Raw genomic sequence first — 18,839 nt, 5'->3', positions numbered from 1 at the left:
CAGCTTTTGGTTGCTCTATCTACTCATTTAAAAAGGTCCTGACATGAACAGACTAAAAATCGCCGCAAGCCCTGGCGCACGAAGCAGCTTTCTGACGGACCGCGAAGTCGTAGCCTTTGGCGCCACCGACTTGACTGACGTCGCTGCGGTGGTGATCACGGCTGCTGACTGGCGTGAGGGGAGGGTGGACGATATCAGTCGATCTGGCTTCGACATCCCGGTCTTCTTTGCGGTGGCCGAACACGATGAGCTCAGCCGAGAAGTCATTGCCGACATCGAAAAGGTGCTGCTGCAGATCAGCGGCGTATTTGATCTGGGGACCGACAACGCCGAGTTTTATGGCCACAAGCTGGAGCGGGCGGCGACGTTATACGAAGAGGCCTTGTTGCCCCCGTTTTTCGGCGCGCTCAAACACTATGTCGAACGCGGCAATTCGACCTTTGCCTGTCCGGGACATCAGGGTGGCCAGTTCTTTCGCAAGCATCCAGCCGGTCGACAGTTTTTTGATTTCTTTGGCGAAGCACTGTTTCGGGCGGATCGCTGCAATGCCGACGTTGAGATGGGCGACCTGCTGATCCATGAGGGCGCGCCGCTGGAGGCGCAAAAACGTGCCGCACGGGTCTATAACGCCGACAAGACGTACTTCGTGCTCAACGGTACGTCGACCTCCAACAAGGTGGTGACTCAAGCGTTGCTCACGCCGGGGGACGTGGTCCTGTTTGATCGAAACAACCATAAATCCATTCACCAGGGCGCATTGTTTCAGGCAGGAGCGACGCCGCTGTATCTGGAGACCGCGCGCAATCCCTACGGCCTGATCGGGGGTATCGACTCGCACTGTTTCGAGGAGGCCTACCTGCGTGAGCAACTACAGGTTGTCGCGCCTGCCAAGGCCGATGATGCGCGGCCGTTCCGACTGGCGATCATCCAGTTGGGCACCTACGACGGTACTGTCTACAACGCGCGCCAGGTCGTTGACCGCATTGGTCATTTGTGTGACTACATCCTGTTCGACTCAGCCTGGCTGGGCTACGAGCAGTTCATTCCGATGATGAGAGATTGTTCGCCGCTGCTGCTGGAATTGGGCGCTGACGATCCAGGCATCTTTGTCACCCAGTCGATTCACAAACAGCAGGCGGGTTTCTCCCAAGCCTCGCAGATTCACAAGAAGGACCGCCACATCAAAGGGCAGGCACGGTACTGCAACCACTTACGCCTGAACAACGCATTCATGGCCCAGGCTTCGACCAGCCCGTTCTATCCGCTGTTCGCGTCCCTGGATGTTAATGCCCGCATGCACAGCGGTCGTTGCGGCCACCGGTTATGGGATGAGTGTGTTCGCGCCGGAATCGAAGCGCGCAAGCTGATGCTGGACAACTGCACCCTGGTCAAACCCTTCGTCCCGCCCACCATCGATGGTCGCTACTGGCAGGACTACCCCACCGATGAAATCGCCACAGACCTGAGGTTTTTCCGTTACCACCCGGGCGAGCGTTGGCACGCGTTCGACGGCTATATCGAGAATCAATATTTCATCGATCCGTGCAAGCTGCTGTTCACCACGCCAGGCATTGACGCAGAGACAGGCCAGTACATGGACTTTGGCATCCACGCTGGCGTGCTTGCGACGTTCCTGCGCCAGTACGAAATCATCCCTGAGAAGAACGACCTCAATACCATCTTGTTTCTGCTGACGCCTGCCGAAGGCAAAGCAAAAATGGAACATCTGGTGGCGCAGATCGGACGCTTCGAACGCTTCATCAAGGAGGACGCACTCTTGGCAGACGTGCTCCCCGGCGTCTACAACGCCCATCTGGCGCGCTATCGCGACTACAGCATTCGTCAGTTGTGTCAGGAAATGCATTCGTTGTACGCACGTCATGACGTCAAGCAATTGCAGAAAGACATGTTCCGCAAGGCAGGTATGCCCGCTGTCGCTATGGACCCGCGCGAAGCGAACCTTGAGTTTGTGCGGGGCAGGGTAGAGCTGATTCCCCTGGAAGAGGCGCGTGGACGGATGGCTGCAGAAGGGGCGTTGCCCTATCCGCCGGGCGTGCTGTGTGTCGTGCCGGGCGAAATCTGGGATGGCGCGGCGCTGGACTATTTCCTTGCGCTGCAGGATGCGATCAACCGTTTTCCGGGATTCAATCCGGAACTTCAGGGCGTGTATCTGCGCACCGAGGAAGATGGTCGCATCCGGGCGTATGGCCACCTCATCAAGCCGTGAGCAAACGGCACCCCGTATCGTGATGTTCATCGACCGCCAACTGATAGGGCAGACTTTTGATGCAGGAGAAAGCCTTATCTAGGGTGTCCAACGCGTTACCACGATGATGCTTGATAGTTGCTTTGCTGCAACACTGAAATCCGGACATGCCGTAAAGAGGGGTGCGCGCTCCAGCACCTCTCTCCCCACCTTTGTTCGAACCAGACCGCAGAAAGAACGCTGTGGCCATTGGGAGATCCGTTTGCCGATATGATCGGTGACGACCGCTTGTTTCATGTGCTCAATGCCAGTGAGCGGCTGGCGATGGCGGCATCGGTGGATGAGGTCGTCGCTGTGCTGTGAGATACGGCGCGCGCCACGTTAGGCGCGGAGAGCGTCGCGGTTGTCATCGAAAAGGATGGACGCTGCTTTTATGTCGCCGAGGATTCTATTTCGCCTCTCTGGCAAGGTCAGAGCTTTCTGCTCGACCACTGCATCTCAGGCTGGGCGATGCGTCACGGCGAGACGGTAGCGATCCGTGACGTGCGGCTCGATCCGCGTATCCCTAAGGAAGCCTACGCGCCGACCTTCGTTCGCAGCCTCGTGATGGTACCCATCGACTTCGTGGTCCAGACAGTCGGGCTATTGGTGCATCGTGCCCGAGCGGCCTCCGCCATCCGGATCAGCGAAGAGAGATTGCGTCTTGCCGTTGACCATGCCGATGTCGGTTTCTGGGATGTGGATTTCGTTCAGAACACCTTGGTCTGGCCGTCACAGACAAAAGCGATGTTCGGCGTGTCGGCTGATGTGCCGGTCACGTTGCAAGACTTCTACGACGGATTGCATCCCGAGGATCGGGACGCGATGATCGAAGCCTTCACGGCGGCCGCTGACCCGTGAATCGACTTGAACGTCTGCGCGCCCAAGGTCTCTGACAGTAACGCGGCGCGACTTTGTGCTGCCTCATCTTGCAAGGAGACCGGTTCACATGAAAATTCTCATGGTTCTTACCTCTCACGACCAGCTTGGCGATACTGGCAAAAAGACCGGCTTCTGGCTGGAAGAGTTTGCAGCCCCGTATTACGCATTCGTTGACGCCAACGCCGAGATTACCTTGTCTTCACCCAAGGGTGGACAGCCGCCGTTAGACCCTAAAAGCGACGAGCCCGATGCCCAGACCGAGGCCACTCGGCGTTTCAGCAAGGACAGCGAGGCACAGGCCGCATTGGCCGATACCGTGCCATTGAGCGGGATCGACCCCTACGATTTCGATGCGGTGTTTTACCCCGGCGGCCATGGCCCCCTGTGGGACCTCGCCGAAGACAAGGATTCCAAGACGCTGATCGAAGCGTTCTACGCGGCCAACAAGCCCGTTGCCGCCGTGTGTCATGCGCCGGGCGTATTGAAGAACGTTAATGCCCCCGATGGCCACCCGGTGGTGAAGGGCAAGAACGTCACCGGCTTTACCAACTCTGAGGAAGAGGCGGTTGGACTGACTCAGGTCGTGCCCTTTCTCGTCGAAGACATGCTGAGGGCCAAAGGCGGCAACTACTCCAAGGCCGCAGATTGGGCCAGCTACGTGGTAGAGGACGGGCACCTGATCACAGGCCAGAATCCAGCTTCATCGGAGGCGGTGGCTCAAGCACTGCTCAAACGCCTGCAGCAGGAACAATCAGCCTGATTCACACTGCCTGGTCTGCGCAATCGCAGATCAGGCATGCATTGCTGTGCGCGAAACAACCTACCCTCCCACTGTTTGACGCAAACACACCGTTCATATCCCAGCCCCCTTTTTTGAAAAGCACTCTCGGTTGAGCAGTGCCAGCACTTTGTCGGACCTGCATTCGCCCCTTGAACGGCTTAACGTAAGCAAATCACCAAGTGATAGCAAAGTGCTTGCTTAGCCTTTAAAAAGTTCAAAAGTTATACAAAAATAAAACGATGTACAACTTTCTTCCAAGCCCATAGCATCCCCGCCGAATGCAAGGGCTGAAACCTTTAAGCCTGTTCAACACATGCAGTTTCGAGGTGATGGGGAGGTGTGCACCTGTTCGGGATCGCTTGAATTTAATTCACCTGATCAGGTGCATCTGTTCCGCCATTTACCTTGAAACTGACCTTGAACATCGCTTTGGATGACGCCCCCGAACCCGTTGATGGCAACTGTCGTTGCCGAAATTCATGTTGTGCCTCACGGACTGATACGTGCTGGCGTTTGAGGCTGAAAAATGGCAAAGCAAGTGAGATTTCTAGACAATTTAAGGGTTTCCCGAAAGCTGGGGATCGGGTTTGGCACCCTGTTGCTGGCAGTGCTGGCGGTTGCTTTCGTCGGTTACACCAGTAACAACATTCTCGTTGATCGTTTGGATACCACACGCCTGATTGGTACGCTCAACGATGCCGCGCAGGACGTGCGTCTTTCAGAGAAACAGTACGAAGCGTCCGCCGACCCTGCGGCTCTTGAGGCATACCGAACCCAGCTCAGTACCCTGCAAGGGCTGACCTCAAAGGCCTTGCTGTCGCTGACACGTGCGGAGAATCAGCTAGCCCTTACACAGTTCAAAGCCAGGACGGTTGCTTACGACCAAAAGGTCAATCGCCTGGTCGAGACCGATCAAGCCACCAGTGGGGCGCTTAAACCGCTAGGGGCCTTGTCTGACAAGTTTGTAAACACCTTCGCTCAACTGCTTCAAACCACCACGGCCAGTGCTCTGGAACAACCAGGCGCCGAACGCATTATCGAACTGCGGGCGGTCGCTGATTTGCGCAATGGAATGACGATGTTTCGTCTTGTCTTGCGTCGCTACATCGCTGTTCCTGACGCGACCAACAAAACAGCGCTGCTCGACACAACCGACGTTTTTATGAACGACATCGTCAAAGCCCGCGCCAGCCTGCCTGCTGCACTTTCCTCTCAGTTGGAGGAAAGTGCAGCAGGCATGCGTCAGTACCGCGATGTACTGGTTCAAGTCGCTGCGTTGTTTGATCTAAAGCAAAGCCTGCGCCAGCAGGTGGATCAGGAAAGCGATGCGATGGATAAAATCATGACCGGCTTGATGGACACCCAGCAAAGCCTGGCGCGTGCCGATCAGCAGAGCGCGTTTATCCAGGTTGCTATCTTGACCTTGGTCGCGTTGCTGGTAGGACTGGTTGCCTCGATCGTTATTTCCCGACAGATCACCTCACCGCTTGCACTCACCGTCGAGCTGGCTCGGCGTATCGCCAAAGGTGACCTCACAGTGCAGGCCAAGTCATCGCGCCGCGATGAGCTGGGAGACCTTCAAAACGCGATGCAAGACATGGCTCAAAACCTGAACACGCTGGTGCAGGGCATCGGCATGGGCGTGACTCAAATCTCGATGTCTGCTGAAAAGCTGTCGGCGATGAGCGAGCAGACCAGCGCAGGTGTTCGTCAGCAAAAAGTCGAAGTGGATCAGGTGGCCACCGCGATGCACGAGATGGCCTCTACGGTCCAGGAGGTCGCGCGCAACACCACCGATGCCTCGGCCGCGGCAACCCTTGCCGAAGAGCAGGCACGTCACGGCGGCGCGGTCGTCAAGCAAGCCACCCTTCAGATCAGTGAGCTGTCGCATGCGATCGAGGATCTGGGCGGCGCCATGAACGTATTGACTCAGGACAGCGAGCAAATTGGCAAGGTCATTGACGTGATCAAGGCAGTTGCCGAACAAACCAATCTGCTGGCGTTGAACGCGGCGATCGAAGCCGCCAGGGCAGGCGAGCAGGGTCGAGGCTTTGCGGTGGTTGCCGACGAAGTGCGTTCACTGGCTCAGCGTACACAGGACTCTACCAAGGAAATCGAAACGCTGATTCTTGCCTTGCAGCAAGGTACCCAAGCCGCGGCAACCTTGATGGTATCGAGCCGCGAGCGCACATTGGACACTGTTGAATTGGCGCACAAGGCCGAGCAGGCCATCACCCAGATCAACCACTCCATCGGCACCATTCAGGAAATGAGCCTGCAGATATCGGCTGCCGCCGAGCAACAAAGCGCCGTGGCCGATGAAATCAATCGCAGCATTCTGAGCGTCCGTGACGTGGCTGATCAGTCTGCCGTGGCGAGCGAGGAAAGTGCTGCGGCGACGATTGAGCTGGCTTCGCTTGGGCACAATCTGCAAAAAATGACATCGCACTTCAAGATCTGAACGCCATGGGCCGGGCTTGGAGAATATGCCCGGCGACAACGCCGTGGTCGAGAGCCACGGCTGGCTTGGGCATCTGCCACCGCGATTGAATTAAAACGGCGTAAACCCTTCTTCAGGGGTCAGCGGGCCAGCGGTTTTCTCTTGTTTCCCAGAGTAGGTTTTGCAGACACATGGAGGTAGGAGAGCACGCTCTCGGTGAGCTCCGCCGACAGCCTGACAGCCTCCTTGTTACGCGTCATGACGGAGGCGACCAATCCTTCTATCAGCGCCAGCACTGCGGAATTTGAGCTGATCAGCACAGGATGGTTAGCTTCCGCGAACAATGTGTGATGGGCAATATTGGCCAAAGGTGATGCGGGCGAGTCTGTGATGGCCAGAACCGAGGCGCCGCGTTCTTTGGCAAATCGCGCTAATTGCAGGGTGTCCTGAGAGTAGCGCGGCAGTGAGATGGCCAGGAGTACGTCGTCGGGGGTGATGGAGGCCAACCGATAGGCTGCGTTTTCGTTGCCGCCTTCCATGCTGATGGCCTGTGCATCAGCGATGAAAGGGATCAGGTTTGAGGCCGCCAGTCCTGCCATGTACGCGCTGTTGCCAAAGCCCAGGATGTAAATCTTGCGCGCCTGAATCAGGGCACTGACGAAGGCGTCGAACAACGCCGGTGGATTGTTTGCGTCGGTCCTGCTCAGGTTGCTCGTGGCGATTTGAATCTGTTCGGTCAAACCAAATTCACCCGAAGGCCGCTGCGCCATCTCATTACGCAGTTTGTCGACCGGGGACACCATGTCCTGCAAGGTCGCGACCAGCTCGGCCTTTAATTGCGTATAGCCCTTCAGGCCTATGGCCCGCGCCAGCCGATTGACCGCTGCGGGTGAAGTCAGAGATTCCTGCGCCAGTTCTTCAATCGTCAGGGTCGCGGCCTTGAGTGGATGACGCAGGACAAAGTCAGCCACCTTGCGCAGCGAAGGTTGCAGGTCTGGCGCAGCCTCGGCGAGGTTGCGCATGATGGGAGCTGTATAAACGGTGGCATTGCGAGCGGAAGGTTGGAGCATAGGTTGGGCCGGCCTGTCGATCAGTTGCCCCAGTGTATCTGAAGCGAGCGAATTCACGGGAGTCTGGCTTCAGTCGGTCAACAGGCGCCCTTGGCGAATGGGTTCGCTGCCCGCCACCTTGGCCAGCCAGAGGCCGGGCTGCGCAAAACGCAACCGCTCGCGGGCGTAGAGCACGCCATCTGTGGTGGCGCACACACGTGAATGGCGGTCAGTGATGGGATCGAAAACATCAAACAGCGCATCGCCCTTGCTGACCCTTGCGCCCAACGGTTTCAGGAACGAGACAACACCGGTATGGGGGGCATAAGCGTACTGCGCGCCTGCAAATGGCGTGGCTTCACAGTGGGAGGAGGGCGCTGTGGGCCAGTCGCCGCTGATCAACTCCAGGCCACCCAGGTACCCCAGGATGGCGTCTGCATGCGCTTCGGCCTCGACGTGACCTGTGTCTGCCATACCTCCCAGTTCCACCGTTGTCGCGATGCAAGCCATTGGAATGCTCGCCTCTGGAAATTGCCTGGCCAAGTCAAGCCAAGGCGTGGAGCACGCTTCGTCAAAGGCGTCGCCGCCAGCGGCTTCAGCCAGTAACGCCACGCCGGCGCCGAGTCGGTTTGCCAATGGCTCAAGTGAGTCCCAAAGCTGAGGCAGGCTATACAGCAGAAGAATGGACTCAAAGTCACAGTGCAAATCAATGACCACATCTGCATCACAGGCGTGAGCCAATAAACGGCGCTGCAAACCTTCAAGCGTTGAGTTCGGCTCAGGCAACTCGTTCAGCACGTCCTGCATCGTGGCTCTGATGAGCTGCACATTCTGTTTGGCATTTGCAGTAAGGCGACCGGCAACGCGGGCAGCCACCGCCTTCCCGAGTGAAGGAAAATCCCGGTTGAAATTCTTGCCGCTGGCAAAGTCGAATCGACCCTGATGCGTCGCTTGAAACATTTGGGACAGCCCGATGGGGTTGGCGACCGGAACCAGCTCAATCGTCGCGTTCAACCGACCTGCGTTTTCCAGCTCGCGCAGGCGTTTTTTTAGCTCGACCGCAACGCGCATGCCTGGCAGCTCATCCGCGTGCAGCGATGCCTGAATGTAGGCTTTTCGTGGGCCGTCACCGAATCGAAAAACTGACAAGCGTCGCTCGATACCGGGGCTGCCCCAAGGGAGCACATGCTCAATATGTTCCATGAAGAATTCCTGAGGAGGGCAGGCGTCGTTGACTCACGACGCCCGCGCACGTGATCAGCCGCCGTAGATGTCGAAGCTGAAATACTTGTTCTGGATTTTTTGGTAAGTGCCGTCAGCGCGAACGGCATCGATCGCCGCGTTGAGTTTTTCAGCGGTCGCCGAATCCCCTTTGCGCACGGCAATACCCGCGCCGTTACCGAAGTATTTGCTGTCGGTGAAGTCGGGGCCTACCAGCGCGAAGCCCTTGCCAGCGTCAGTCTTAATGAAGCCTTCATCAGTGTTGACGATGTCGGCAAGGGTCGCGTCCAGGCGACCGGATGTCAGGTCCAGGAACGCTTCACTTTGAGAGCCGTAGCGCACGATCTCAATTCCCGCTGGGGCGAAGTTGTCAGTCGCGTAGCGATCATAGGTAGAAGCGCGTTGAACGCCGACTCGCTTGCCTTTGAGGTCCACCAGCGGATCGTTGATGACGGTGCCAGCCTTCATCGCCAGTTTGCCAGGCGTGTGATAGTACTTTTTGCTGAAGTCGACCGATTTAAGGCGGTCGGCTGTGATCGACATGGAGGAGAGAATCGCGTCGATCTTGCGAACCTTCAGTGATGGAATCAATCCGTCGAACTGCTGTTCAGTCCACACGCATTTAACCTTCATTTTCTCGCACAGCGCATTCCCGATGTCGTAGTCGAAGCCGGTGATTGCACCGTCAGCTGTTTTGGACGCGAAGGGCGGATAGGCGGCTTCAATGCCGATGCGCAGGGTCTGTTCTTCTGCCACCCCATACGTGCTGATGACAGTCAGCGCCACGGCACCGAGCAGTGCGATCTTTTTCATTGGACGACTCCTATTGCGGGTTATCAGGGTAAGTGGAGCTGATCGACGAGCAGGCATGGCGCCTGGTTTGATCGGATGCGGCTGCGGTCTTATGAAACGATTATTTTCACGTTATGTAAATCAAGAAAATATTATGACCATTTTTTCATGGTGGAGAATCGATCTCATAAATTAAATAACTTTCTGAAATTTAAAGATAAATAATGTTTTTTTCATCGCATTTCGTATTGTTAAAGCTCGAATTTCAGGCCTTGATCAGCCAAAAAAATGCGGCGTATAAGATTTCAATTCATAAAAATATGATGGAAATATTTTCATTTTAGGTGCTGTCGATTCCCGCGGCAGGCCGTCGATGTTCTCCCTACAACAAGAGCCAGACGGATGAGCAAAATGAGGAAAGGCAGGGTGTTGGTCGCGCTGGCGATCGCGTGTTCTGCGACGTCGGTGTTTGCCGACGGCCATTTACTGGCGGTGGGGGGCACGCTGAGGGCTAGCAACTTGCCCGTGTATCGCAAAAAAACGGTGACCAGGGATGAATGGGTTGAAGCCGTGAATGCCATGGTTGCAAAGGGCCTGGTTACAACAGTGCCAGCTGATGCGCACACAGCCGACGCGACCGTGCGGCGTGACGAAGTGGCCGAATTCATCGCCCGGTCGTATGGACTTGCGGACAACTCCTGAGTGCGGCAAGGCGATGGCAACAGCCCATACCCACTCAATGAATCGGTTGTCGCGCATCTTCACGAAGTGCCCGTATCCCAACGCGGCACTCCGTGACACAGCCACTGATAGGGTCAGTACGCTTGAGGCATTTCACCTCGTGCAAGGCGCGCGTTGATGTGTTCGATGACGCCAGGCAGCTCGACGATGGTGTCGATCAGGTAGTGCGGGCGCGAGCCTTCGAACAGTTCGCCGATGCGCGCGCGCTCGTGTTCGAGTTTTTCGGGGGACAGGGCTTTGAAGGCGTCGTAAGAGAGACCCAGCGCGTTTCCCGAGCAGGTCAACGCGACCGTCCACATGCCTGCTTTGCGACCTTCCAGAATCCCGGGCCACGTGTCGTCGACCTTCACGCACGCCGCCACATCGTCGATGCCCAGCGCGATCACGTTGGCCAACGCTTGTGCGGGGTGAGGGCGGCCGTTAGGCACCTCATCGGTCGCGACAACGTGATCGGCAACGTAGCCGTTGGTGCGCGCCAGCTCCACGACCTTGGCCATCACGACGGCGGGATAACCGGAGCAGGAGCCGATTTTGAGTCCGTTGTCCCGCAGTGTTTTGATCACCTCAAGCGCGCCGGGAATCAGCGCGGAGTGCTCGGCGATCTTTTCAATTTGCAGCGGCATGAAGCGGTTGTAGATCGCGGTGACATCGTCATCGGTTGGCAAGTGTCCGAAGGCAGCTTGATAGCGCTTGGCGATTTCGGGTTGATTGCAGAGGGTGCGGATGTGGTCCCATTTGCCCATGCCCATCGGCCCGCGTGCTTCCTCAAGCGAAACAGCGACGCCAAATTCGGCAAACGCTTCGACGAAGATTTGCGTCGGGGCGAAGGAGCCAAAGTCGACAACCGTGCCCGCCCAGTCGAGGACAACGGCTTGCAGGCGTTCAGGGGATTGATAGTTCATGGGTGTTCTCCTTGTTTTTAGATAAAGGCGGCCCGCTTCTTCAAACAGGAAAAAGGCCGGTGAATCGGGTTTTTTCGGTAAATGTTCAGGTGTGAGATGTTTCCGGCAGCGCGCAGGAGTCGAACAAGTCCGAGATGATCGGTCGGTTGCGGCGCACCCCCAGGCAGCACAGAAAGTAGTGGATGTGCAGAGGGTCTTCGATAAATGACACGGCCTTGGTGCCGGGCTGTTCCGCGTACTCGACCGCCGAGACAAACCCGACGCCGATGCCTTGCACCACGGCATGGACGATGGCTTCGCGGCTGTTCAATTGCATGACGCAGTCCAGGTGGATACCGCGCGTGTGGCAGGCTTCCTCGACCAGTTGCCGCGTGCGCGACGCTTTTTCTCGCAGCACCACCCGCTGCGCGCTGATCTCACTGATGCTGACCTGCGCCTGCTTCGCCCAAGGGTGGTCGTCACGCACCACGCCGAGGATCGGGTAGGTGCGATACAGCTGCGTCGTGAGCCGAGGGTCGAACTCGGAGAGCGCGAGAATCGCGACGTCAATATCGAAGTTGTACAAACGCTCCAGCGTTTCGGCCTCGGTGGTGAAAGAGGTTTCCAGATCGATGTCCGGATACTGCTGCATGAGCGAGTAGGTCAGGCTCATGGCAATCGGAGGCGATACAGCGCCGATTCGCAGCATGCCGTGTTTGCGCTGACTGAAGCTCTGGAGCAATTGCAGCGCTTCATCCTCCTGGCCGAACACCCCTTGAGTGATCTCGTACAGTTTCACGCCTGCGGCACTCAACTCCACGAACCGGCCACGGCGATGAAACAGCTCGACGGAGAACCGCTTCTCCAGCGCGCTGACCTGTTCGCTGATCGTGGGCTGGCCGACGTTCAGGTAATTCGCCGCCAGGGAAAAACTCCCGGTTTTGGCCACGGCATGAAAGGAACGTAACCACTTGTGATACTGATACATGCGTTCGTTTCCTGAATCGTCGGTGTTTTTAGGGTTGTGGTTTGCGCCGCTTCAGCGCCTGACGAACAGCGCCACGAACGCGCTGCACAGGCAGCTGATCGTCACCACAATGAAAATCAGCGAGGTATTGCCTGTGGTGTCCAGCATGCGGCCGATCAGTGGCTCCGCCAAGCCCGCGAACAGGTATGACGAGAAGTTCATGATGCCGGTGGCAGTGCCCGCGCGTTTCGCGCCCACCAGATCCGGGCACAAGGCCCAGAAGCTGGACGCAGGCCCATAGACGAAGAACCCGCAGAGAAACAGGGCGATCAGGCCGACCGAGCTGTGCGCCGGCAGGCTCCACATCCACAGGCTGGTCATGGCGCCCAAGCACATGTACAGCATGATTGCCAGATAACGCTTGGACCCGAACAATTTGTCCGACACCCAACCGTTGCTCAAGGCGCCCACCGCCATGCCTACCGGCAGCGCGACGGTGATCCACTTCGGATCGACCAGGCTCTGGCCTTTCTGCCAGTCAGCGCCGAGAAAATGCACAGGCACCCAGACGATCAGTCCGTAGCGGGCGGCGTTCTGGAAACCCAACGAGACGGCGGCGATCAAGAGACGAACGTTTTTCAGCACAGCCTTGTAGCGCTGGGCCGAGGTCTCTTCGTTTTCGTGATGGCCTTCGTGCTGTTTGTCGTCAGCATTGGCAACGCCGGTGTCAGTCAACGGGCTGAAGCCCAGATCCTCAGGTTTCTCGCGGGCGACCAGATAGAAAATGATCCCGCCGGCCAGCATCAGCAGGACGGGGAGCCGGAAGATCCAGCGCCATTCCAGATGAAAGACCTCCAGAACCACCACTGAAGTGACATAGGACAGCACCGACGCGCAGCCTGCCGCGAACACGTAAAAGCCATACATCTTGCCGCGCTCACCGGCACTCCACCAGTTGGAGAGCAGCCGGCTGCCCGGTGCCCAGCCCAGTGCCTGGAAGTACCCGTTAATGCCCCAGGGCAGGATCAGACTGCCGAAGCCTGCGGCAAAACTGGTGACCCAATTGGCACCGCAGGACAGCACCGCGCCCAAGGTCATGATGCGTCGTCCGCCAAACTTGTCGGCCAGGTTGCCGTTGATGGCCTGGCCGATGGCATACGCCCAGAGCATTGCGCTGGATGCCCACCCCAGTGTTTCCTTGCTCAGACCGAACTCAGCCTGAATGCCGGGGATGGCGAAGCCGAACGTCTGGCGTCCGGTGTAGAAGAACAGATAGCAAAACATGGCCGCCAACAGCATCCGCCACTGGGCAATACGAAAGCGTGACATCGGTACGGCAAGACCAGAGAGACTTTCGGCACGATTCATGGTGTTTTCCTTTCTTGTTTCGCTCTCGCGTGGCGGCAGCCAGCGAGTCGGCACTCTTTACGGTGCAGCAGGAAATAGAACGATGAACAAGATCGTTCCAGCGTAGTTGCGCAGGGTCCGTCAGGCGGCGCGCGCGCCGATGAAGTTCTTGCCTCGCGCGCCTTGCAGGGCGTATTCGACCATCTCTCGGGCTTCGGTATCGCTCACACCGTAGTCAGAGAACTCAGTCTTCACCTCAAGGCTTTGCAGGAAGTTCTGCAGGTGGTTCTGAGCCTTGGCCAGGTCAGGACCGAAGACCCGTTGAAGCACGCGGTCACGTTCGTGATCACGGCCCCACGCCAGGCCCAGCACGTAAGGCAGGGAGAAGGAACAGGCGATGCCGTGGGGCAAGCCGTGGCGCAGGGTCATTTCATAGGAGATGGAATGCGCCAACGCGGTCTTGGTGTTTGAGAACGCCATGCCTGCCTTGAGCGCCGCCAGTGCCATGCGCGAACGCAGCTCCTGGCTGTGCAGGTTCTTGCGCAGGGCCGGCAGACACAGAAACACTTCCTCGATGGCCGAAACGGCAAAAGTGTCCGAGATCGGGTTGGCGTTCACGTTCCAGATCGACTCCAATGCATGGGACAGCGCGTCGAGCCCGGTGGAAACCGTGACGCCGGCCGGCACTGTGAGCATCAGGTCGGGATCGACGATGGCGGCTTTCGGCCAGGTGCATTCCAGGTGCAGCGAGTATTTCTTCTTCTGCGCCGAATCCCAGATCGTCGCCCATGGCGTGACTTCGCTGCCGGTACCCGCAGTCGTGGGCGCTGCAATGAGTGTTTTGCAGTGAGCAGGCGTAAAGGGATTGCCCTGCGCCAGCAGTGCCAGCAACTCATCGAAGTGACCCGATTCGGTGCCCACGATCAGCGCTTTGGCGGTGTCTATCGCACTGCCGCCGCCCAAGGCGAACACCACGTCACAGTGCTCGGCGTGCTGCCAGAAATGCTCGTAGACCGACCGCAATTGATTGACATCGGGATTGGGCTGAACGTCTTCGAAGACGTAGACCAGGCGCTCGCCCAGCAAGTCTTCGACCTGTTTGATCAATCCCAGACCGCGGGCTTCGGGGAACGTCACCAGCGCCACTTTTTGGCCCGCGGTGAGCGCAGTGATCTGGCTTAGGCTGCCACTGCCAAAGTAAGTGGCGACAGGGTTGTGGAAATGGGCGGGCATGGTGCTTCCTCTTGTTGTTGTTTTCTGGAAGTCATGATCAGGGCGTGGCGAGCAATGCTCAAATCGATTGATTCGGGGTTTGTATCGGTCCAGCCGATAGCGAAAGTTGCGTCAACTGGTTGGGCAATGGCCCACGCCTGCAAATATGAAACAGCCGATGCGCATTGCACCGGCTGTCGATAGAGCTTGCTGAGTTGAGAACTGTCTCAGCGGGTCAGTCATGAGGCCTGAGGCACTTCACCGGCCGCCAGACGTCGGTCGATGTCCGCGATAACGGCCGGAAGTTCGTTGATGGTGTCGATCAGATAGTGAGGGCGAGCGCCTTCGAAGAGGCCGTGGATACGACTGCGCTCACTGGCGAGTGCGTCTGTACCCAACGCTTTGTATTGCTCGTAGGTGAGGCCCAGTGCGTTGCCGGAGCACACCAGCGCCACGGTCCACATGCCCGCACTGCGCCCCTCGAGGATGCCAGGCGCCGTATCGTCGACTTTGACGCAGGCGGCGACATCGCTGATGCCCAAGGCAATCACATTGGCCAGCGCCTGAGCAGGGTGCGGGCGCCCGTTGGGCACTTCATCCGTTGCCACGACGTGGTCGGCGACATAGCCGTTTTGCCGAGCCAGCTCGACCACTTTTTCCATGACCACTGCCGGATAGCCGGAGCAGGATCCGATCTTCAGGCCTTGTTTGCGCAGGCCATCAATGGTCGATAGCGCGCCGGGAATGAGCGCAGAGTGAGTCGCGATTTTCTCGATCTGCAAGGGCATGAAACGGTTGTAAATGGCCGTGACGTCGTCGTCATTCGGCGCGCGTTCAAAGACCTTTCTGTACCGCTCGCTGACCGGCGGAAGGTCGCATAGCGTGCGAATGTGATCCCACTTGCCCATCCCCATAGGGCCGCGTGCCTCTTCGATAGAAACCGCTACGTCAAACTCGGCGAACGCCTCGACGAAGATCTGAGTGGGCGCAAACGATCCGAAGTCGACGACGGTGCCCGCCCAATCGAGAATCAGTGCCTGGGTTTTAGCTGGGTTGTTGTAGTTCATGATTGGATTCCGCTGAGGTGAGGGTTCAGATGGCTTGCATTTCACGCAGGGCCTGGCCGATGGCGTCCACGGCGCCTTGCATGCCGCGGCTGTCAACGCAGCCGATACAGCCGACGCGGAAGGTTTCGACCTGGGTCAATTTGCCCGGGTACAAAATAAAGCCCTTGGCCTTGACGCGTTCGTAGAAGTCCTTGAAGCGGTAGTTCGGACTGTCGGGCGCATGGAAGGTGACGATGATCGGCGCCTGAATGTCTGCGGGGATAAAACTGCTCAGCCCCATCGCGCTCATGCCGTCCAGCAGTGTTTTGCAGTTTTGCGCGTAACGCTGATGACGAGCCGGCAGTCCACCTTCTTCGGCGTATTGCAGAAGCGCTTCGTGAAGGGCTGCGACGACATGGGTTGGGGGCGTAAAGCGCCATTGGCCTGTTTTGGCCATATAGCTGTTCTGGTCGTGGAGATCCATCGCCAACGAATGCGAATTGCCTTGCGCCTGATCCAGTGTCTGCTTGTTGGCGAACACAAAGCCCATGCCCGGAACCCCCTCCAGGCATTTGCCCGACGCGGCGACCAAGGCATCAAATTGCAGTTCACGCGCATCGATGGGCAGCGCCCCGAACGAGCTCATTGCATCGATGATCAGCCGCTTGCCGTGGCTTGCGACCACTTTCGAGATGGCTTGCAGCGGATTGAGTATCCCCGTGCTGGTTTCACAGTGGATCAGTGCGACGTGGGTGATGTCGCGGTCCTCAGTGAGCAGTCTGTCGACATCGTCTGCCGTGGTCGGCTGATCCTCGGCCGTTTCGAATGTGCTGTAGGCGCGGCCCAGTACGCTGCAGATCTTTGCCAGTCGCTGCCCATACGCACCGTTGACCAACACCAGCACTTTGCCGTTACGGGGCACCAATGTGCCGATGGCAGCCTCGACGGCGAACGTGCCGCTGCCTTGCAGCGGCACGCAATAGTGGGAGTCCTGGCCATTGATGATCGCGAGCAGTCGCTCACGCAGGCTGGCCGTCATTTCATTGAAGTCCCCGTCCCAAGAGCCCCAATCCATCATCATCGCCTGACGGGTACGGGTTGAGGTGGTGAGGGGGCCTGGGGTCAACAGAATCGGCGCAGCAGTGCTCATAGTGATTTCTCAGGGGTGGCTTAAGGTACGGAGCACAGGTTGCAATCGCGCCGGGTATCAAGCAAATTGTTTGTTGTTATCCAAGGTATAAGTCAGGCCGATAGATATGAACCTGTTTCAACTCCGCGCATTTGACGCCGTCGCCCGCGAAGGCAGCTTTACCCGTGCTGCCGCGCGGTTGTTCATCAGTCAGCCCGCGGTCACCGGCCACGTGAAAATGCTGGAGGAGCATTACCAGATCACCTTGCTGCGACGGACGGCCAGGCGCGTAGAGCTGACCCAGGAAGGCATTCAGCTGGCGGCCATCACCCGGGCGATGTTCGGACTGGTCGAGGAGGCACAGGCATTGCTGGAGTCCAATCGCCAACTGCTGACCGGACGTCTGGAAGTCGCGGCCGATGGCCCGCACCGGGTCATGCCCATGATCGCCAGCTTGCGTGCCCGATACCCCGGGGTCGTGGTCAATCTTCGGTTGGGGAATGCCCAGGAAACCCTGGCAGCGCTGTTGTCCGAGCACGCCGATGTGGCGGTGATGACTGAGGTCGAACCGCGCAAAGGTCTGCGCTTGCAGGAAATGCCGCCTTCGCAGATCTGCGCACTGGTTCCGCAAGGCCACTCGTTGGCCGGCAAGCGGATCGACATCAACCAGTTGGATCAGCAGATCATGGTGTTGCGCGAGCCGAGCTCGATCACTCGACGTACCTTCGATAAGGCATGCGAACAGGCAGGCGTTCAACCTCGGGTGTTGCTGGAGCTGGACAGTCGCGAAGCGGTGACTGAAGCCGTGGCTGCTGATCTGGGGATTGGCATTGTGTCGTCGGTCGAGCTGAGCCACGACCCGCGAGTGATCGCGGTGCCCATTGTGGGCGAGGGGCTGACCAACCGTCACATGATCGGGTGCCTGGAGCGACGCAGTGAGTCGCGCTTGATCGCGGCCTTCATGGCCCTTGATGGGCGTGTGGATTCAGCGTAAGTCATAGCGGTCACACGCGGTGTGGCCGCTATGGGGAGGCGAGTTCCGAGCTTATTTCTTCGGTTCGGATTTACCGTCGTAGCGAGCGCGCCACTTCTCCAGCACACCAGCACGCTGACTGCCGGCTTTGTCAAAATCGACCGTGATCAGACGGTCGTAGTAGGCGGCCGGCATCTCCGCCAGCTTGCTGTTGAACTCCGGACGGGCAAGCGCCGCAGCGTTGGGCTGGTACAGCAGGAATGCCTGTTCGCTCACGGCGAAGTCCTCCAGCTTTTTCGCCGCCTCCAGGTTGTGGCTACCCTTGATCAACGCGACTGCGTTGATGTCCAGCCCGAGCCCTTCGGTAGGGAGCACGATGTCCAGCGGGGCACCTTGGCGTTTCAGGGTGATGGCGCGGAAGTCGAGGGAAATGCCGATCGGGTACTCGCCCATGGCGGCTTGGGTACAAGGCTTGGAGCCCGAGTGGGTGTATTGGCCGATGTTGGCGTGCAGCCTGTCCATGAAATCCCAGGCCTTTTGTTCGCCCATGATTTGTATCCAGGCATTGACCGCCGAATAACCGGTACCGGAAGAGGCAGGGTTAGGCATCACGATTTTGCCTTGGTACACCGGCTTGGTCAGGTCTTCCCAACTCGTCGGGATGGGGAGGTTCTGCTTTTTCGCCTCCACCGTGTTCACGCACACTTCCGTCGCCTCGACCCCGTTGCCGACCCACAGCGGCGGGACCTGCTTGTCCCGAAAACGAGGATCGACTTTCTCCACATCCTTGGGCGCATAAGCCTCCAGCATTCCCTCTTTGCCCAGCAGCGCCACACTCGAGGCGTAGAGTCCCCAGATGACATCGGCTCGCGGGTTGGATTTTTCCGCCAGCAGCTTGGCGGTGATGATCCCGGTGGAGTCGCGTACCCACTTGATCTGGATATCAGGGTTTTTGGCTTCAAAGGCTTTTTTGTAACCGGCCAGCTGTTCGTTTTCCATGGCCGTGTAAACGGTCAGTTCTGTACTGGCGAAGGCGCTGGCGGCAACGCCAAAACCAAGAACGGCGGCAACGGCTGTAGTCCAGGATTTAATCATGGTAGGTCTCTTTAAGTGGAAGGTTGGCAGTAAGAATG

The 18,839-nt window shown here is 58.1% G+C and carries 16 protein-coding genes and 1 pseudogene; 7 read left to right on the top strand and 10 right to left on the bottom strand.

Annotated elements, in window-relative coordinates:
* The first annotated feature begins 43 nt into the window (after window positions 1-43).
* From BLS87_RS18125 to BLS87_RS35255, 5 genes and pseudogenes are all read left to right on the top strand, one after another.
* Window positions 44-2,227: an ornithine decarboxylase gene (locus BLS87_RS18125; protein ID WP_074754133.1), complete on the top strand. Its 2,184-nt coding sequence runs from the start codon at window positions 44-46 to the stop codon at window positions 2,225-2,227.
* A gap of 387 nt (window positions 2,228-2,614) precedes the next feature.
* Window positions 2,615-3,106, top strand: a complete 492-nt coding sequence (locus BLS87_RS33370) for a hypothetical protein (RefSeq protein ID WP_425262236.1) — start codon at window positions 2,615-2,617, stop codon at window positions 3,104-3,106.
* A gap of 88 nt (window positions 3,107-3,194) precedes the next feature.
* On the top strand, window positions 3,195-3,887 hold the full coding sequence (locus BLS87_RS18115; RefSeq protein WP_074754129.1) for a type 1 glutamine amidotransferase domain-containing protein: 693 nt from the start codon (window positions 3,195-3,197) through the stop codon (window positions 3,885-3,887).
* A 547-nt stretch (window positions 3,888-4,434) separates the two neighbouring features.
* Window positions 4,435-5,511, top strand: a pseudogene (locus BLS87_RS35260) (methyl-accepting chemotaxis protein); the annotation flags it as partial.
* Window positions 5,497-6,369 carry a methyl-accepting chemotaxis protein gene (locus tag BLS87_RS35255; RefSeq protein WP_425262235.1) on the top strand — a complete coding sequence of 291 codons (873 nt, stop codon included), beginning with the start codon at window positions 5,497-5,499 and terminating at the stop codon, window positions 6,367-6,369. The pseudogene BLS87_RS35260 and the gene BLS87_RS35255, both read left to right, overlap by 15 nt.
* 119 nt (window positions 6,370-6,488) lie before the next feature.
* On the opposite strand, the gene BLS87_RS18105 is transcribed toward BLS87_RS35255, so the two are convergent.
* From BLS87_RS18105 to BLS87_RS18095, 3 genes are all read right to left on the bottom strand, one after another.
* The gene (locus BLS87_RS18105) at window positions 6,489-7,418 is read right to left on the bottom strand and encodes a MurR/RpiR family transcriptional regulator (protein ID WP_074754125.1); all 930 of its coding nucleotides are present in this window, start codon (window positions 7,416-7,418) and stop codon (window positions 6,489-6,491) included.
* A 69-nt stretch (window positions 7,419-7,487) separates the two neighbouring features.
* Window positions 7,488-8,600, bottom strand: a complete 1,113-nt coding sequence (locus tag BLS87_RS18100; RefSeq protein WP_074754123.1) for a succinylglutamate desuccinylase/aspartoacylase family protein — start codon at window positions 8,598-8,600, stop codon at window positions 7,488-7,490.
* Window positions 8,601-8,654: 54 nt separating this feature from the next.
* Window positions 8,655-9,431, bottom strand: coding sequence for an ABC transporter substrate-binding protein (locus tag BLS87_RS18095; protein ID WP_074754121.1), 777 nt, complete (start codon window positions 9,429-9,431; stop codon window positions 8,655-8,657).
* A gap of 381 nt (window positions 9,432-9,812) precedes the next feature.
* Between BLS87_RS18095 and BLS87_RS18090 the strand changes: the two genes are divergently transcribed.
* Window positions 9,813-10,112 (top strand): hypothetical protein, encoded by a 300-nt coding sequence (locus BLS87_RS18090; protein WP_074754119.1) that lies wholly within the window; start codon window positions 9,813-9,815, stop codon window positions 10,110-10,112.
* Between the two features lie 113 nt (window positions 10,113-10,225).
* Here the strand turns inward: BLS87_RS18090 and phnX (BLS87_RS18085) are convergent, their stop codons facing one another.
* The 6 genes from phnX (BLS87_RS18085) to BLS87_RS18060 form a co-directional block, all read right to left on the bottom strand.
* On the bottom strand, window positions 10,226-11,053 hold the full coding sequence (gene phnX, locus BLS87_RS18085; RefSeq protein WP_074754117.1) for a phosphonoacetaldehyde hydrolase: 828 nt from the start codon (window positions 11,051-11,053) through the stop codon (window positions 10,226-10,228).
* 85 nt (window positions 11,054-11,138) lie between these two features.
* On the bottom strand, window positions 11,139-12,020 hold the full coding sequence (locus tag BLS87_RS18080) for a LysR substrate-binding domain-containing protein (protein ID WP_074754115.1): 882 nt from the start codon (window positions 12,018-12,020) through the stop codon (window positions 11,139-11,141).
* Between the two features lie 51 nt (window positions 12,021-12,071).
* The gene (locus tag BLS87_RS18075; protein WP_074754113.1) at window positions 12,072-13,367 is read right to left on the bottom strand and encodes an MFS transporter; all 1,296 of its coding nucleotides are present in this window, start codon (window positions 13,365-13,367) and stop codon (window positions 12,072-12,074) included.
* A gap of 120 nt (window positions 13,368-13,487) precedes the next feature.
* Window positions 13,488-14,579 (bottom strand): iron-containing alcohol dehydrogenase PsrA, encoded by a 1,092-nt coding sequence (gene psrA / locus BLS87_RS18070; RefSeq protein ID WP_074754111.1) that lies wholly within the window; start codon window positions 14,577-14,579, stop codon window positions 13,488-13,490.
* 218 nt (window positions 14,580-14,797) lie between these two features.
* Window positions 14,798-15,625: a phosphonoacetaldehyde hydrolase gene (gene phnX / locus BLS87_RS18065; protein ID WP_074754109.1), complete on the bottom strand. Its 828-nt coding sequence runs from the start codon at window positions 15,623-15,625 to the stop codon at window positions 14,798-14,800.
* 25 nt (window positions 15,626-15,650) lie between these two features.
* Complete coding sequence (locus BLS87_RS18060; protein WP_074754107.1) at window positions 15,651-16,754, bottom strand: 2-aminoethylphosphonate--pyruvate transaminase; 1,104 nt, start codon at window positions 16,752-16,754, stop codon at window positions 15,651-15,653.
* Window positions 16,755-16,860: 106 nt separating this feature from the next.
* Between BLS87_RS18060 and BLS87_RS18055 the strand changes: the two genes are divergently transcribed.
* Window positions 16,861-17,727, top strand: a complete 867-nt coding sequence (locus BLS87_RS18055; RefSeq protein ID WP_074754105.1) for a LysR substrate-binding domain-containing protein — start codon at window positions 16,861-16,863, stop codon at window positions 17,725-17,727.
* Between the two features lie 51 nt (window positions 17,728-17,778).
* Here the strand turns inward: BLS87_RS18055 and BLS87_RS18050 are convergent, their stop codons facing one another.
* A complete protein-coding gene (locus tag BLS87_RS18050; RefSeq protein ID WP_074754103.1) occupies window positions 17,779-18,801 on the bottom strand; it encodes a putative 2-aminoethylphosphonate ABC transporter substrate-binding protein in 1,023 nt (340 codons plus the stop codon).
* Window positions 18,802-18,839: the final 38 nt, after the last annotated feature.

Source organism: Pseudomonas abietaniphila (assembly GCF_900100795.1).
Classification (GTDB): domain Bacteria; phylum Pseudomonadota; class Gammaproteobacteria; order Pseudomonadales; family Pseudomonadaceae; genus Aquipseudomonas; species Aquipseudomonas abietaniphila.
This window is presented reverse-complemented; position numbering and strand designations above follow the sequence as displayed.

Coding starts and splice junctions, on each gene's coding strand:
- BLS87_RS18125 (WP_074754133.1), top strand. CDS start 44: ATGAACAGACTAAAAATCGCCGCAAGCCCTGGCGCACGAAGCAGCTTT.
- BLS87_RS18115 (WP_074754129.1), top strand. CDS start 3,195: ATGAAAATTCTCATGGTTCTTACCTCTCACGACCAGCTTGGCGATACT.
- BLS87_RS35255 (WP_425262235.1), top strand. CDS start 5,497: ATGCAAGACATGGCTCAAAACCTGAACACGCTGGTGCAGGGCATCGGC.
- BLS87_RS18105 (WP_074754125.1), bottom strand. CDS start 7,418: ATGCTCCAACCTTCCGCTCGCAATGCCACCGTTTATACAGCTCCCATC.
- BLS87_RS18100 (WP_074754123.1), bottom strand. CDS start 8,600: ATGGAACATATTGAGCATGTGCTCCCTTGGGGCAGCCCCGGTATCGAG.
- BLS87_RS18095 (WP_074754121.1), bottom strand. CDS start 9,431: ATGAAAAAGATCGCACTGCTCGGTGCCGTGGCGCTGACTGTCATCAGC.
- BLS87_RS18090 (WP_074754119.1), top strand. CDS start 9,813: ATGAGCAAAATGAGGAAAGGCAGGGTGTTGGTCGCGCTGGCGATCGCG.
- phnX (WP_074754117.1), bottom strand. CDS start 11,053: ATGAACTATCAATCCCCTGAACGCCTGCAAGCCGTTGTCCTCGACTGG.
- BLS87_RS18080 (WP_074754115.1), bottom strand. CDS start 12,020: ATGTATCAGTATCACAAGTGGTTACGTTCCTTTCATGCCGTGGCCAAA.
- BLS87_RS18075 (WP_074754113.1), bottom strand. CDS start 13,367: ATGAATCGTGCCGAAAGTCTCTCTGGTCTTGCCGTACCGATGTCACGC.
- psrA (WP_074754111.1), bottom strand. CDS start 14,579: ATGCCCGCCCATTTCCACAACCCTGTCGCCACTTACTTTGGCAGTGGC.
- phnX (WP_074754109.1), bottom strand. CDS start 15,625: ATGAACTACAACAACCCAGCTAAAACCCAGGCACTGATTCTCGATTGG.
- BLS87_RS18060 (WP_074754107.1), bottom strand. CDS start 16,754: ATGAGCACTGCTGCGCCGATTCTGTTGACCCCAGGCCCCCTCACCACC.
- BLS87_RS18055 (WP_074754105.1), top strand. CDS start 16,861: ATGAACCTGTTTCAACTCCGCGCATTTGACGCCGTCGCCCGCGAAGGC.
- BLS87_RS18050 (WP_074754103.1), bottom strand. CDS start 18,801: ATGATTAAATCCTGGACTACAGCCGTTGCCGCCGTTCTTGGTTTTGGC.